The sequence below is a fragment of the Pseudomonas frederiksbergensis genome, assembly GCF_900105495.1.
Lineage (GTDB): Bacteria > Pseudomonadota > Gammaproteobacteria > Pseudomonadales > Pseudomonadaceae > Aquipseudomonas > Aquipseudomonas frederiksbergensis.
Window position 1 is genome coordinate 1,500,789 of the sequence record NZ_FNTF01000002.1, and the last position, 15,106, is coordinate 1,515,894.

Consider the following 15,106-nt stretch of genomic DNA (forward strand, 5'->3'; position numbering starts at 1 on the left):
TTTTTTTGCCTACGCAAATCTCGAATCCTTGCGCATACCCCTGTGGGAGTGAGCCTGCTCGCGATAGCGCCGGGTAAGCCGATATCAATGTTGAATGATTAACCGCTATCGCGAGCAGGCTCACTCCTACAGGGGAGGGTGGTGGTCTTGAAGGGAATGTCTGTAGCCAAAACAACTGTTTTCTGAAGGGGACGTCTTCAGAACTAGTAGGGCAAATCTGATTTTCCCGCCCCTCCATCAATACCCCTTGTCGCTCATGCAGAATCGCCCGCCTTCATTCTGCAGAGACACATCGGATGTTCGCTCCTGCCAATCAACCGCGTTTCACGTTGACGATCGACGGCGTCCAGACTGAGCTCAAGGTCCTTGAGTTCACGGGCACGGAAGCCATCAGTCAGCCCTACCGTTTTGATCTGGAACTGGTCAGCGAACGGCCCGACATCGAACTCGAAAGCCTCCTGCATCGTCAGGCATTCCTGAGTTTTGATGCTCAGGGTTCCGGCATTCATGGTCAGATTTTTCGCGTTGGCCAAAGCGATTCCGGCCAACGCCTCACGGGCTACCAAATCAGCCTCGTGCCGCGCCTGGCCTACCTCGGCCAGCGCATCAATCAGCGGATTTTCCAGCACAAAAGCGTGCCGACGATCATCGCGCAAATCTTCAAGGACCACGGCATCCAGCGCGATGCTTTCGAGTTTCGACTCGGCAGCGATTACCCCGAGCGTGAGTACTGCGTGCAATACGCGGAAAGCGATCTGGCTTTCATCCAGCGGCTGTGTGCCGAGATCGGCATTCATTACCACTTTCAGCACAGTCTCGACGGGCACCTGCTGGTGTTTGGCGATGACCAGACGGTTTTCCCTCGGCTGCCCGAGCCGACGCTCTACCTGCCGGGCAGCGGCATGGCGGCGGATGCGCCGGCCATCAAACGTTTCAACGTGCGACTGGAAACCCGGACGACAGCCGTCACCCGTCGCGACTACGACTTCAAAAAACCTCGCCTGCAACTTGAAAGCCGCCTCGACAGTGAGCTGCGACCGGTGCTCGAGGATTACCACTTTCCTGGCCAATTCACCGACCGCGAACACGGCAAGCATCTGGCCCAACGAGCACTCGAACGGCACAACGCCGACTTCCGTCAGGCCGAAGGTCGTGGCGACGAATCGGCTTTGGTCAGCGGGCATTTCCTACACCTGGCCGAACACCCGCATCAGGCGTGGAATGACCTGTGGTTGATCACTGAAATTGAACACCATGGCCGTCAACCACAAGTGCTGGAAGAGTCGGTTACCAGTGACGGCCCGGATGATTTCCAGGGCTATCGCAATACCTTCCTGGCCACACCGTGGGACGTTTGGTTTCGCCCTCCACTCGGGCCGGAAAAGCCGCGCATGCTCGGCTATCAATCTGCCGTGGTCACCGGCCCGACCGACAGTGAAATCCATTGCGACGAGTTCGGTCGGGTCAAGGTTCAGCTCGCCTGGGACCGCGACGGTCAGCTCGATGAACACTCCAGTTGCTGGCTGCGCGTCGCCACCGGCTGGGCGCACGACCGTTATGGCAGCGTGATGATCCCGCGAGTCGGCATGGAAGTGCTGGTGGGGTTCGTCGACGCCGATGCCGACAAACCGCTGGTGATGGGTTGCCTGCCCAACGCCGCAACCCCGGTGCCGCTTGATCTGCCCGCCGACAAAACCCGCAGCATTTTCCGCAGCCAGAGCAGTCCCGGTGGTGGCGGTTACAACGAATTGCGCATCGAAGATCGCAAAGGCGCCGAGGAAATCTACCTGCGCGCCCAGCGAAACTGGACTCAGCACGTACTCAATGATCAACAGGTGCAGGTCGATAACGCCCGCAGCATCGTCGTCACCGGCACCGCTCGCCATGAGCTGAAGGCCGACGAGCAACGCATCACCCATGGCCAGCGCCAGACCGAAGTGAAGCTGGACGATCACTTGGTGGTGGTCGGTGACCGACACATTCGGGTGACCAGCCAGGCGTTGAGTGCCAGCCAGCAATTCCATGTCAGCGCTGGTCAGCAAGTGGTGATCGACGGCGGCGCCAGCGCGACGATTCAGGCGGGCGGGCAGTGGATCAACATCGGTCCCGGCGGGATCTTCAGCAGCGTGCCGATTCAGGTGGGTGGTGCACTGATGCCGGCCATGGCGGCTGCGCCTGCCTTGCCGGATACGCCGTTGAAACTCGCCGCTGCCCCGGCAGCGGTGCTGAGTGCGGCACAGGTCATGAGCCTGAAAAGTGATGCACCGTTTTGTGAGGAATGTGAGCGTTGTAAGGACGGGATATGTCCTACGCCCAATTCATTGACCGGTGCGCCAAAGGCTTCATCCGCTAAAACTGCTTCAACTGTTGAGCCGGGTTTTCACATTGTCGAACAGGGGATGTCTCGGTCTGCGCTTGAATCAATACTGTTCCCGCAACCGGATCCGGCAGTACTGGAGAAATTCCGAAGCCTGAATCCACAACTCACCCAATACGCCAAACCTGGTCAATTGATCGTTCTGAGCGATCCACGCAATACGCAATGCACTCGTGAAGAAGCTTTGTTGATGGAAGCTGCGCAAAAAGTCGATGCGGCTCTTGAGCCGTTGAGCGATACCGAAGCCGAGTTCATGACGCGTCACCATGGTGAAATTGAATCTTTTCTTTCGCAGGGTTCTAGCAGTGTCGGTATTGGTGCTGCCATGTTCGATAAGCACATTGGTAACTTGAAGAGCACCCTTCTGGATCTAGAAAAATTGCACCAGAGAACTTTTGATAGGCATGGAAAACTTCAGGGTGCCGACTTCTTTGCCGAGCGCAAACGCCTAATGATGCAGCTCGATAATAGTCTTGGGCCATTGGTGCGCAAAGGAGTAGGGATTCCCGATCATCCGAAACTTAAAAATGCACTTGGTATATCCAGTCGAAGCCTTGTGCATCATTGGAGCAAGGCCGGCTCTGCGGGAGGTATTCCGGGATATGCGACGCATATTGATGGGGTGAGTAAGGCCAGTAAGTTGATCAAGATGGGGGGCTGGGTTGGGGTTGGGCTGCAAGCAACTGCATCGGGACTCAAGGTAAAGGAAACCTGTCGGAGCGGGACGGAAGAGGCATGCAGCAAAGTAAAGTTTACTGAGGCGGGGAAGTTCGGTGGGATCGTCGCAGGAGGAGCTGCTGGTGCATACATGGGAGGAACAATATGTATTGCTATCGGTGCTGGTGCTGTAGTTGTCGGAGGGATTATCTGCGGAGTCGTTTTAACTGGATTAGGTGCTGCTGTCGTTGGCGATGGACTAGGGAGCTTTGGTGAGTTAGGTGCCGAGGTTATATATGAGGTAAGTAGGTGAGAACTCAGTCTGAAACGGTATTTTTATTGGGTGGGTTAGTTCTAATTTTTATGATTTTGATTGTGTTGGTTGTTTTTTTGTATATTGCTTACTTTCGTATGGATGAAATAGTGGCGAATTTGAGTAAGTCTCCGGCTGTCATGTATAGAAAAACGTCCCTGGGTTGGGATCCAGTGAGTCGTTTGCTTTTAATATATTGTGTTAGCGCAATTCTGATTTTTCCGCGTCAGTCGTTGAAAAGCGGAGATCTTGATTTGCAAGACTATGAGCGCTTTCCAGTCAGGCTAAAGAGCATGATTAAAATGTGTGGTTACTTGATGCTATCGCTGGCATTGGTTTCTTTGGTGGTTGTAATTATAGGGAGGTATATGAGCTGGTTGAAGTGATATGTTTTTTGTGTTCTCAAATGCGTTTGTATCATGTTGGTCTTGGTTCTCGGCGTGATTGCGATGAAGACATTGGGGGTTAGGTGGGAACTCAGTCTGAAGGTTCTTATAGACGAAAAACTGGTGAAGGAGCGGGTGAAAAGATTTAGGGATGGGGTGGTTAATATTGGATGCAGAAGATGTTTATTTCATGTTCGCGATATTTAACATTGCATCGGGAATCGGTGTGTTTTTTGTTCAGTTATATTTTGTGTTTTTTGAACTTGAGAATATTTTTTCCGCGTTACCGAATTCGTATGGCGCTGATCTGCGCAAACCTTTTTTAACTGGAGGGATATTTAGCAAGATATTGGTAATTGGGAATATAGCTATGATGCTTTGTTTTCATAAGAGGTCGATAAAGAGGGGGGATTTGAGTCAGTACGACTACGGCAATTTTCCGTCAAAAATAAAATTCCAGTTGCGAACGATGCATTTCTTATCGCTATTTCTCGGCGTGATGATGCTTGTACTTTTTGCGGTGGGAAAATACATGGGGTGGCTAAAGTAGAGAGTGTAAAAAAAAATAGGGCAACCTTTTTCGCTGGAGAGGCTGGAGGAGAAAAATAGGTGAAATTATTTATAGGGGAATTTATGGATGACAGACAATGATGAAGTTTGGTTTGTCCTGATTTTTGGTGGATTGTTTTTTGGGCTTGGTTTTATATTTATTGTTGGTCAAGTGTATCTTGCTTTTTTTAGAGTGGAAAAGATTCTCAGTTTGCTCAGTAACTCTCATGGAGTTTCGATGCGTAAATCTTTTAGGAGCGGCGGAGTGTTTGGTGACCATTTTATGTTGGTCTGTATAGGTTCTTACTTGCTGTTACCGTCGAGATCGATTAGGAGCGGTGCCTTGGATGAAAGTGATTATATTAATTTCCCCCGTGGATTGTTGAGGCTGATTCGATTTTTTTATATATCTGCTCTTGGCGGCGGTATAGCGATGTTTGTGCTTTTTTTTGGAGGGGAATATATGGGCTGGCTCAAGTAGAAAGTGTATAAAAAATACGGCGGACTTTTTTTGGGGGTGGAGGTTATATTTGAGGCGACAAGATGAGATCAGCATCTGAGGCAATATTTGCATTTGGTGGCTTGATTTTGATGTTCCTTATGTTGTTGGCTTTGCTCGCCTTGTTGTATGTCTCCTATTTTCGTATGGCTGAGATACTCAGGCATCTGAGTAACTCTCCTGCAGTGCTTGCCAAACAAAAGACATTAGGGAGGGATCCCGTGAGTCGTTATTTTATGATTGCTTGCGTGGGGGCGTTGATGCTTTGTTCTCGGCAATCATTGAAAAAAGGAAAACTCAGCTTAGAAGATTACGAAAGTTTGCCTGTCGGGTTAAAGCGGTTTATAAAAATATCCTTTGGGTCAATGGTGGCTCTTACGCTTGTTGCTCTAGGGTTTGTATTGGTAGGTCGATATATCGGGTGGTTGAAGTGAGTGCGATGTAGTCGATTTTTTCGAGAGTTTATTAGTTTGGCGGGTTGAGCAGTTTTCGTTTGTTAAAGCAATTGATGGACACATTTCATGGTTAATAACCCTAATACCTGGCTACAAGGTCATCCCCTTAACGGCACTGAAAAACTCTTCGCAATCTTTAGTAACGCCAGCGCTGCGGAGCCGTTCAAGGTTTGGCGGCGCTCATTGAGCGTCCACGCGCCGAGCCCGATTTGGGCAGATACGATTTACTCCGGGTGGGAAGCAGTGATGCCCTATGTAGGAATCGTCGCTGCCGACAGTGAGTTTCTCGATTGGGTTGCCACAACCGAGTCCCAAGATTGGGGCTGGTTAGCGGTGTCTTCGGCAAGCCTTGAGGTGCTGGTTGAGCATCTGCGCAGTCTCACTCAAGTGACGCTACCGAACGGCAAAGCTGTGTTTTTCCGCTTTTGGGATGGGCGTTATTTGTTGCCGATTTTGCAGTCCGCTGACGTGAAAGCCGCTGAGCTATTACCGGTGATAGGGAGGTGCCTTATTAACCGGCAGTCGGTCGATATCGGTGGTAGTGCACTGAAAACCTCGAGGGTTTTTCCATGGTGGGAGGTTTCTGATTCCCTGCTGCAACACCTCGGCGCTGTAGATGCTTCAACCCATACCAACAATCTGTTGCAGTGGTTGAATGAAGAGCATCAGAACCTGTTCGAGGCGTTTTCTGAGAACGTGTTGCGAAGGAAGGTCGAGACGTTTCTTGCCAGGCCTGACCTGCCTTCCGGGCTGAAAGCAGAGTTGTTGGCGTACTTGATGGAAGAGCTGAGCTGATCTGATGTAGCTGCGAAATTTCTGGGCAAGGTCGTCGGAGGTTTCCTTCAAGATGTAGCGGTTTGCATGAACTGGTGCTCAACGCGCCTCATCGATAGTCTCTTAGCTGTCACTGCAAATTCAGTGACAGGGCGTGGAAGCCCTTCTATCGTTAGGCGCATCAAGCGCCACCAGTTCGGCGTGTTTTATCGTCTGTGTTTTATGGTGGCTGTGCGCGGGGCGCTTTCGAGTGCGCCGGGTGCCTAACGTCCCGGTCTTCCACACCTGCGTACAGCCGCCACCCATTGCGTGGAAGCGATTTGTGGCGGCGCCAATTCATACGTTAGGACTAAAACCGATGAAAACATTTCACCCCGATCCCCCCTACGAAAAACCAACCCCCCACCCCAAAAGCCGTTTCATGGCACTCACCAGCAATTGCGACGACATGCCAACCCTGTTCGTCGACACCCAGGCGCCCCTGGATGTTTTGTATGACGCCGCCAACTTCCGAATTCGCGCCGTCACCCAGGTGATGGAGAACCTGTCCATGCGCGGTTCGATCGAGTGTCAGTCCTTCCTTCTCAGTGATTTTGCTTTGCTCTGTGCCATTCCGTTGCGGGATGGGTGTGATGTGCTGGATGTGCTTGGCCGGCGTTTGCGGGCGCGGTCTTCAGAGTAGGTGTAAGGCTTGAGGTCCTTTCCCCCTCAACCTAGCGGGAAGTCGCCAAAATCAGTCTCGCGGCTCCAAGCAAAAATCCAAAGATTGTTCGATAAACAAACGTGGCGTGAGGAAAACCTCCCGCCACGTTTGCGTTTTATTTGCTTGTCATTCAGTGATCGTTAATTAGGGATTAGTCCTACATTCACATCCAACTTCCCTGACTTCTTTCTTGATCGATCCCCTGCACAGTCTCGCGCGCCCATTTTCTGCGCGAGGGATTGCTCATGTTTGCCCCGATTTTTCACTCTATTTCACGCCGATTGGTGTCTTGATGGCGCACATCGCCCGCATCGAACAGGAACTCGACTGTTTCAAGGACACCTTGAGTCTGTATCGCCAACAACTTGGTGGCTTCTTAAGCAGGAATGCGGACAAGGTCAGCCGAGCTACGGACATGCCCTCGCTGATGGACATGGAGCGGCTCATAAAACTGGGTAATACCACCACCGCGGTGAGCAGTCGTGATGACGATTTTTTCTCCAGTCTTGCGCAGTGCCCAAAGAGCGGGATTCTGGAGATCGAGAGCAAGTTCGAGTCGGTTTATGACATTCCGTTAGGGAATATCCAGATTGATGTGATTGCCGTAGAGGACGGCGAGACTAAGCCGATCACGCTTGATCAATACGGTAAGGGGCAATTCACCGGCACTCCCGGGAAGTTTTATCGCGTTCATGTCCAGAGTGAAGTCACCCCGCAACAAGTCGATGAGCTTTTCTCCTCTTACGACGGCCTGACCCAAGAGCTGGAAGTCTGGCTGCGCAGAGAGTGGGAAGGGTTTAAGCCGCAATGGTCGCAGCAATCGGCATCAGCTTCGTTGGCGGCGGTGGGCAATGGCATGCTCGCAGGTAGTTGGGCAGCCATTCAGGCTGTTTGGGATGGCATCGGTGAACTTACCGACATCCTGAAAGACCCCAACGCTTTTGCCGAGAAGCTTGGCGAAAGTGCTGGGCAACTTGCCGGTCTGGCCGTAACCGCCCCCGACCTGATGGAAAAAGCCATGTTGCTGGCCAGCGACGAGGCGGCGCTGTGTTTGTTGATGCGTACCGCAGTGCTATGGCTTGAAGCATTGCCACCTTCGCAACTTGCCGGGTCCTCGGCGGAAGCCATTTCCAAGGTCGTGGTTGGCTTGGTCATCGATTTGTTGATTGGCCTGGTGCTGAGCGTGGTCGGGGTGGGTGTTGCCTGGCTCGCGATGCGATTAAAGAAGTACAGCGCGCAGATTTATGAGGCCGCGATGGGCTTCGTGAAGTCGATGGTCACGATCATCAGCAACTTCATGGCTTACGTTGATCGCTATAAAACAGTTGCCGCACGGGGTGTGGCGGCGGGGCTCAAACAAGGTCGAATGCAACTGCGCTGGAATGGCCGCAAGAACACCACGCTGAAAAAAGACGAACACCACGACGACGCCCCGGATCAGGCGAAAAACCCCAACGGTGACAGCGCCGACACCGTCGATAAAACCGCCACCAACAAATGCCCGGTGTCGATGGTCACCGGCGAAGAACTGCTGACCCTCAACGACGGTACGCTGGACGGGATTTTGCCGTTCGAGTTCACCCGCCTCTATCGCACCAGTGCGGTGGAGATCGATTGCGGGCTCGGGTTTGGCTGGAGTCATTCGCTGTCGCATCGACTGGAAATCGAGGGCGACAGCGTTATCTGGATCGACCACGAAAACCGCCGTACCACCTTTCCGTTACCGAATATCGAGCGCCCGGCGATTCACAACAGCCTGTCGCGGGCGGCGATTTATCTGGGTGACGAGCCGGAAGAACTGATCCTCGCCCAGGCCGGTGACGACGCACGGTTCTATCACTTTCATAACGGTCGGTTGACGGCGATCAGCGACGTCTACGACAACCGCCTGCGCATCACCCGCGACCGGCAAGACCGCATCAAGCATCTCGACAACGGCGCTGGCCGTGCCTTGCGATTGCGCTATGACCGCAGCCATTTGCTCGCCATCGACTATCAGCGTTTTCAGCCGGCCGACACCCTGGAAGACGCCTGGCGTACCGAACAAACACTGGTTGCCTACCGCTACGACGCTCGCCATCGCTTGATCGAAGCCACCAATGCCGCTGGCGAAAGCGAGCGCTACGACTACGACGATCAGCACGTCATCCTGCAGCGGCAGTTGGCCGGTGGGGCGAGTTTCTTCTGGGAGTGGGAAAGGTCCGGTAAGGCGGCCCGATGTGTCCGGCATTGGGCGTCGTTTGCGCAAATGGACGCGCGTTACGTCTGGGACGACCACGGCCGTGTGCGGGTTAAAAACGCCGACGGCAGCGAAGAGGTTTACGAACACGACGACCGGGCGCGGCTGGTGCGCAAGGTCGGGCTGGACGGCGGCGAACACCTCAAGGCCTACGACGACCACGGTCGGCTGCTGGCCGAGCAGGACCCGCTCGGCGCCGTCACCGAATACCGTTACGACGAAGTCGGACGGCTGATCGCGCTGATTCCGCCGGAAGACGAGCCGACGGCCTACGAATACCGCAACGGTTTCCTGCAGGCGCGGTACCGCGGTCAAGCGGTGTGGACATACCAGCGCAACGCCCAGGGCGACATCACCGAAGCGAGCGACCCCGACGGCCAGGTCAGCCACTATTACTACGACGACAAAGGGCAACTGCTGTCGATCCGCTACCCGGACACCAGCCGGCACGTGTTCGTCTGGAACGCCCTGGGCCAACTGCTCGAAGAGACCTTGCCGGACGGCGGTCGGCGGCGCTTTTCCTACGACGCGCTGGGGCGGCAGCTTACCCGTCAGGACGAACATGGCGCCGTCACCCGCTACCAGTGGGATGCCGTGGGCCGACTGCTCCAGACCACACTGCCTAGCGGCGCCAGCCGCGCGTTCAGCTACAACGCCTATGGCAAGATCACCGCCGAACGCGATGAACTGGGCCGCGTCACCCGCTACGAATACCTCGACGACCTGCACCTGGTCAGCCGCCGCCTCAATCCCGACGGCACCCAGCTGCGCTACCGCTACGACAACGCCCAGCTGTTGCTCACGGCAATCGAAAACGAATCCGGCGAAACCTATCGCCTGGACTACACGCCCAACGGCTTGATCCGACAGGAAACCGGCTTCGACGGCCAACGCACGGCGTACGCCTACGACCTCAATGGCCAGCTGCTGGAGAAAACCGAGTTCGGCGACGACGGCTCGCAACGGGTGACCGCTTACCAGCGAGATTTGGCCGGACGCCTGCAGGTCAAAACCCTGCCCGACGGCAGCCAGGTTGAATACCGCTACGACCGCCTCGGCCGGTTGGTCAGCGTCGACGACGGCCACGACCATCCGCTGGAATTCGAATACGACCCGCAGGACCGGCTGATCACCGAGCATCAGGGCTGGGGCACATTGCGTTATGGCTACGACGCTTGCGGCCAACTGAATCGCCTGCGCCTGCCGGACGGCAGCAAACTCGATTACCACCACGCCCGGGGCGGCGCGCTGACCGCGATCGACCTCAACGGCGCGCGGCTCAGCGAGCACCAATTCGCCTTCGGCCGCGAACAGCAACGCCAGCAGGGGCAGTTGCTCAGCGAATATGCCTACGACGATCAGGGCCGCTTGAAGGCCCACGCGGTCAGCCAACAGCACCAAGCGCTGTATCGCCGCGACTATGCCTACAGCACCAACGGCAATCTCGACCGCCTCACCGACACCCGCCACGGCCAACGCAGTTACCACTACGACCCGCTCAACCGCCTGATCCGCGTCCGCCACACCCGCGATCAACCCCCGGAAAGCTTCGCCCACGACCCGGCCGGCAACCTGCTGATGCACGATCGTCCCGGCCCGTCCACCGTCAAAGGCAACCGCCTGCTGAGGCAAGGCGACCGCCACTACGACTACGACGCCTTCGGCAACCTGATCCGCGAACGCCGCGGCACCGGGCAAACACGCGTCACCGAATACCGCTACGACGGCCAGCACCGCTTGGTCGGCGTCACCACCCCGGACGGCCGCTGCGCCAGCTACCGCTACGACGCCTTCGGCCGCCGCATCAGCAAAACCGTCGACGGCAAGACCACCGAATTCTTCTGGCAAGGCGACCACCTCATCGCCGAAAGCAGCCGCGAGCACTACCGCAGCTACGTCTACGAACCCGGCAGCTTCCGCCCACTGGCCATGCTCGACGGCAAAGGCCCGGACCAGGCTTGCCCGTTCTACTACCAACTCGACCACCTCGGCACCCCGCAAGAACTCACCGATTACAGCGGCGACATCGTCTGGTCGGCGACGTACAACGCCTACGGCCAAGTCACGCGCCTGGCGTTCGGTGGTGGCGAGCAACTTGAGCAGCCGTTGCGGTTTCAAGGGCAGTACTTCGACGCCGAGAGCGGCCTGCATTACAACCGGCATCGGTACTATGATCCGGAGGTGGGCCGGTACCTGACGCCCGATCCGATCAAGTTGGCGGGCGGGCTGAACCAGTACCAGTACACGCCGAATCCGACGGGGTGGGTTGATCCGTTGGGGTTGAGCGGGAGTTGTCCGTCGCCGAATAAGCCAGGGTGTGGGGCGCCGAATGATACGACTGGCGCTAAGGTTGAAGAGGGTGAGCCGCCGCTACCGAAGATGACGGCTGAGCAGCGGAGGGCACGGATTGATGAGTTGGCTGAAGCTAGTGCCAAAGAGCGGGTAATTAGGTTGGAGAAAAAATATAAAATGCACACTGTGCAAAAGCACAGTTCAGAAATACCTGATGTGGCACTCAAACAGAGGGCTATAAATGGAGCAAATCCTAAGACGGGGAGAGTACCAGTACCACCTAGAGGGAGTTTGAGCTCCCAGTTCACAAACTGGAGAGTTCATTTAAATGCGTTGAACAAAGCTATGACAAGGGAAAGGCTAGGACTGGATCCATATACAGGTTGGGACCACAACAATGACCCAATTGTGAGGATGGAATTGCCAGGCGCAGGTCGCGGTTATCGACCGAACAAAAAAGACAAACAAAACCCTATGTTGAATGAAAATTTGGATTGGTTTGAAGTTAAGTTTGACCAGAATAAGGTGGATTGGCCTTATACGGGTTTTCCTACGGAGAGAAAATGATGTTGCGAAATCCGTTTGTTGATAAAGATTTTGAACCGAACCTGATGTGGTTTATTGGGGTGTTCAATGTCTATGATCGTGAGGAAACTCGTGGTGAAGAACTGGAGGTTTTTGATCCTGATAACCAGTTCGATAGAGAGATACTTATCGTTAGATATAGTTTGAAACTGGAGTGTTTGTCTTATAGGCACAAGTTTTTGTTATTTGAGTTCTTGAGCGAAAAGTTACGAGATCGCAGTTGCGATTTTCAAATTTTGTTCAATATAGACGATGTATATGACTCAAGTTGGCCTCGAGCTGAGTGGTACTCGTTGAAAGACCCCCGTGGTTTTTTTGAGGATGTATTTAGGTTGGCAAGTGAAGAGTGGAAAGACGACCTTCATAAGGCCAGCCTTGAAGATCAATCAACCTGGTAAGGCTCGCTATTTCTGTGACAGATAGATTTTATGACCGCTTCGCGCTCAATCGCGGGCAAGCCTTGCTCCTACAGGATTGAGAGCGTTCCCATTTTGGGTGGTTTGGCTCGATCCTGTAGGAGCAAGGCTTGCCCGCGAAGGCGGACTTACAGGCAGCGAAATTTCTGGGCAAGGTCGTCGGAAGTTTCCTTCAAGTTGTAGCGGTTTTCATGAACTGGTGCGCAACGGACCTCATCGATAGTCTCTTAGCTGTCACTGCAAATTCAGTGACAGGGTGTGGAAGCCCTTCTATCGTTAGGCGCATCAAGCGCCACCAGTTCGGCGTGTTTTATCGTCTGTGTTTTTATGGTGGCTGTGCGCGGGGCGCTTTCGAGTGCGCCGGGTGCCTAACGTCCCGGTCTTCCACACCTGCGTACAGCCGCCACCTATTTGCGTGGAAGTGATTTCTGGCGGCTTCAATCCATACGTTAGGACTCAAATTGATGAAAACACTTACCCCCGATCCCCCCTATGAAAAACCAATTCCCCATCCCAAAAGCCGCTTCATGGCGCTCACCAGCAATTGCGACGACATGCCAACCCTGTTCGTCGACACCCAAGCGCCGCTGGATGTTTTGTATGACGCTGCCAACTACCGAATTCGTGCCGTCACCCAGGTGATGGAGAACTTGTCCATGCGCGGTTCGATCGAGTGTCAGTCCTTTCTTCTTAGTGATTTTGCTTTGCTCTGCGCCATTCCGTTGCGGGATGGGTGTGATGTGCTGGATGTGTTAGGGCGACGATTGAAGGCTCGGTCTTCGGAGTAGGGCCGGGGGCTTTCGCTGATGCTGTTCAGTTAAGTTGATACGCACGTTTTTGTAGCAGCTGGCGAAGCCTGCGTTCGGCTGCGCAGCAGTCGTAAAATCAGAGCTTGCGGTGTTTCAGGTGCACCGTGCAGGCAGGGTTTACGACTGCTGCGCAGCCGAACGCAGGCTTCGCCAGCTGCTACAGATCGTGTTGCGGCCTAGCTGAGGTGTGTTTCCCCCTTTATGCGTGCTGCAACTGTCCGCTCGGCTGTGAGGTCCTGACGTTCGCCGCCGTACAGGGTAAACTTCCCGCCCTTCGCAGGAGCAGCCATGAATTATCGTCACGCCTTCCATGCCGGCAATCACGCCGATGTGTTCAAACACCTGACTTTGACCCGCATCATCGCTTTGATGTCGCGCAAGGAGCAGCCGTTTGCCTATCTCGACACTCACGCCGGCATTGGTCTGTATGACCTGCAGGGCGATCAGGCGAGCCGTACCGGTGAATACCTGGAAGGTATTGCGCGTTTGTGGGATCAGCCGGATCTGCCGGCGTTGACCGCTGATTACATGAAGGTGCTGCACGAGATGAACCCGGATGGCCAGTTGCGCTATTACCCGGGGTCGCCGGAGTTGGCGCGACGTCTGACGCGGCCGCAGGATCGGGTGATGCTCAATGAGAAGCACCCCGAGGACGGCTTGCTGCTGAAGGACAACATGGCGGGCGACCGTCGGGTGAAGGTGCATCTGGGCGAAGGCTGGCATGTGCCGCGTGCGATGTTGCCGGTGCAGGAGAAGCGGGCAGTGATGTTGATCGATCCGCCGTTCGAGCAGCTGGATGAGATGCAGCGCTGTGCGGCGTCGCTGAAAGAGGCGATTGGCCGGATGCGGCAGACCGTGGCGGCGATCTGGTACCCGGTGAAGGACCAGCGCCTGTTGCGGCGTTTTTATCAGGACTTGGCGGGTACGGGCGCACCGAAGTTGTTGCGGGTCGAGTTGCTGGTGCATCCGCTGGATACGCCGAACAGCTTGAACGGCTCGGGGCTGGCGATTGCGAATCCGCCGTGGGGTCTGGAAGAGGAATTGCGTGAGTTGCTGCCGTGGTTGTCCAAGAAGTTGGGGCAGACCCAGGGTGGGTGGCAGATGGATTGGTTGATTGCTGAAAGTTGACCAGTGATCGTTCCCACGCTCTGCGTGGGAATGCCTCAACGGACGCTCCGCGTCCACTTCTGTAGGGACGCGGAGCGTCCCGGGCTGCATTCCCACGCAGAGCGTGGGAACGATCAGGGCCCGAAAGTCAGATCGGGCAGGTCACGCCGGTACCGCCAATCCCGCAGTACCCTTCAGGGTTTTTCGCCAGGTATTGCTGGTGGTACGCCTCGGCAAAGTAGAACGTCGGGGCTTCTTCGATTTCAGTGGTGATGGTGCCTTTGCCAGCCTTGGTCAGCTCAGCCTGGAACACTTGCTTGCTGTGTTCGGCCGCCGCCAGTTGAGCAGGGTTGGTGGCGTAGATCACCGAGCGGTACTGAGTACCGATGTCATTGCCCTGGCGCATGCCCTGAGTCGGGTTGTGCAATTCCCAGAACATTTTCAGCAGCTCTTCATAGCTGACTTTTGCCGGCTCGTAGACCACCAGTACCACTTCGCTGTGGCCGGTCAGGCCCGAGCAGACTTCTTCATATGTCGGGTTCGGCGTAAAGCCGCCGGCATAACCCACCGCCGTACTGACCACACCTTCGCGCTGCCAGAACTTGCGCTCTGCGCCCCAGAAGCAGCCGAGGCCGAAGATCGCGAAATCCACGTCCATCGCGAATGGGCCCAGCAGCGGGGCGTCGTGGACGAAGTGTTTTTCCGGCACGGTCATTGGGGTTTCACGGCCGGGCAGAGCTTGTTCTTTAGTCGGGAGCACGTTTTTGTTCACCAGGATTTCCGAGCGCAGAACCATGATCAGTCCTCTCAGTCAGGTTTGAATGTAAATACACAGACCGCCAGTGTGCCCAATGATGCCAAGTTAATCACTAGTCAAAATGTGGGAATGAGCCTGCTCGCGATGGCGTCGTGGCAGTCTGCATCGTTGTCGCTGATACACCGTTA

At 55.1% G+C, this 15,106-nt stretch carries 9 protein-coding genes and 1 pseudogene; 9 read left to right on the plus strand and 1 reads right to left on the minus strand.

All coding sequences use genetic code 11. The annotated features are described in order from the left end of the window. Nucleotides 1-296: 296 nt before the first annotated feature. The 9 genes and pseudogenes from BLW70_RS07420 to BLW70_RS07470 form a co-directional block, all read left to right on the plus strand. A pseudogene (locus BLW70_RS07420) lies at nucleotides 297-2,306 on the plus strand (type VI secretion system Vgr family protein); the annotation flags it as partial. A gap of 2,064 nt (nucleotides 2,307-4,370) precedes the next feature. Next, a complete protein-coding gene (locus tag BLW70_RS07435) occupies nucleotides 4,371-4,763 on the plus strand; it encodes a hypothetical protein (RefSeq protein WP_074873021.1) in 393 nt (130 codons plus the stop codon). Nucleotides 4,764-4,825: 62 nt separating this feature from the next. After that, complete coding sequence (locus BLW70_RS07440; RefSeq protein WP_074873024.1) at nucleotides 4,826-5,215, plus strand: hypothetical protein; 390 nt, start codon at nucleotides 4,826-4,828, stop codon at nucleotides 5,213-5,215. An 87-nt stretch (nucleotides 5,216-5,302) separates the two neighbouring features. Then, a complete protein-coding gene (locus BLW70_RS07445) occupies nucleotides 5,303-6,031 on the plus strand; it encodes a DUF4123 domain-containing protein (RefSeq protein WP_074873027.1) in 729 nt (242 codons plus the stop codon). A gap of 337 nt (nucleotides 6,032-6,368) precedes the next feature. Continuing rightward, entirely contained in the window at nucleotides 6,369-6,692 is a 324-nt protein-coding gene (locus tag BLW70_RS07450; protein WP_074873031.1) for a hypothetical protein, read from the plus strand. A 313-nt stretch (nucleotides 6,693-7,005) separates the two neighbouring features. Further along, a complete protein-coding gene (locus tag BLW70_RS07455) occupies nucleotides 7,006-11,811 on the plus strand; it encodes an RHS repeat-associated core domain-containing protein (protein ID WP_074873034.1) in 4,806 nt (1,601 codons plus the stop codon). Then, entirely contained in the window at nucleotides 11,808-12,227 is a 420-nt protein-coding gene (locus BLW70_RS07460; protein ID WP_083383347.1) for a hypothetical protein, read from the plus strand. The genes BLW70_RS07455 and BLW70_RS07460 overlap by 4 nt, the downstream gene beginning before the upstream one ends. Before the next feature lie 482 nt (nucleotides 12,228-12,709). Beyond that, the gene (locus BLW70_RS07465; protein ID WP_074873036.1) at nucleotides 12,710-13,033 is read left to right on the plus strand and encodes a hypothetical protein; all 324 of its coding nucleotides are present in this window, start codon (nucleotides 12,710-12,712) and stop codon (nucleotides 13,031-13,033) included. 309 nt (nucleotides 13,034-13,342) lie between these two features. Beyond that, the gene (locus BLW70_RS07470) at nucleotides 13,343-14,182 is read left to right on the plus strand and encodes a 23S rRNA (adenine(2030)-N(6))-methyltransferase RlmJ (protein ID WP_074873037.1); all 840 of its coding nucleotides are present in this window, start codon (nucleotides 13,343-13,345) and stop codon (nucleotides 14,180-14,182) included. A gap of 127 nt (nucleotides 14,183-14,309) precedes the next feature. Here BLW70_RS07470 and msrA read toward each other — a convergent pair whose 3' ends face one another. Next, nucleotides 14,310-14,957, minus strand: a complete 648-nt coding sequence (msrA, locus tag BLW70_RS07475) for a peptide-methionine (S)-S-oxide reductase MsrA (protein ID WP_074873040.1) — start codon at nucleotides 14,955-14,957, stop codon at nucleotides 14,310-14,312. Nucleotides 14,958-15,106 lie beyond the last annotated feature (149 nt).

What these genes read in the sequence shown, in the direction of transcription:
- BLW70_RS07435 (WP_074873021.1), top strand. Translation starts at nt 4,371, where the DNA reads ATGACAGACAATGATGAAGTTTGGTTTGTCCTGATTTTTGGTGGATTG.
- BLW70_RS07440 (WP_074873024.1), top strand. Translation starts at nt 4,826, where the DNA reads ATGAGATCAGCATCTGAGGCAATATTTGCATTTGGTGGCTTGATTTTG.
- BLW70_RS07445 (WP_074873027.1), top strand. Translation starts at nt 5,303, where the DNA reads ATGGTTAATAACCCTAATACCTGGCTACAAGGTCATCCCCTTAACGGC.
- BLW70_RS07450 (WP_074873031.1), top strand. Translation starts at nt 6,369, where the DNA reads ATGAAAACATTTCACCCCGATCCCCCCTACGAAAAACCAACCCCCCAC.
- BLW70_RS07455 (WP_074873034.1), top strand. Translation starts at nt 7,006, where the DNA reads ATGGCGCACATCGCCCGCATCGAACAGGAACTCGACTGTTTCAAGGAC.
- BLW70_RS07460 (WP_083383347.1), top strand. Translation starts at nt 11,808, where the DNA reads ATGATGTTGCGAAATCCGTTTGTTGATAAAGATTTTGAACCGAACCTG.
- BLW70_RS07465 (WP_074873036.1), top strand. Translation starts at nt 12,710, where the DNA reads ATGAAAACACTTACCCCCGATCCCCCCTATGAAAAACCAATTCCCCAT.
- BLW70_RS07470 (WP_074873037.1), top strand. Translation starts at nt 13,343, where the DNA reads ATGAATTATCGTCACGCCTTCCATGCCGGCAATCACGCCGATGTGTTC.
- msrA (WP_074873040.1), bottom strand. Translation starts at nt 14,957, where the DNA reads ATGGTTCTGCGCTCGGAAATCCTGGTGAACAAAAACGTGCTCCCGACT.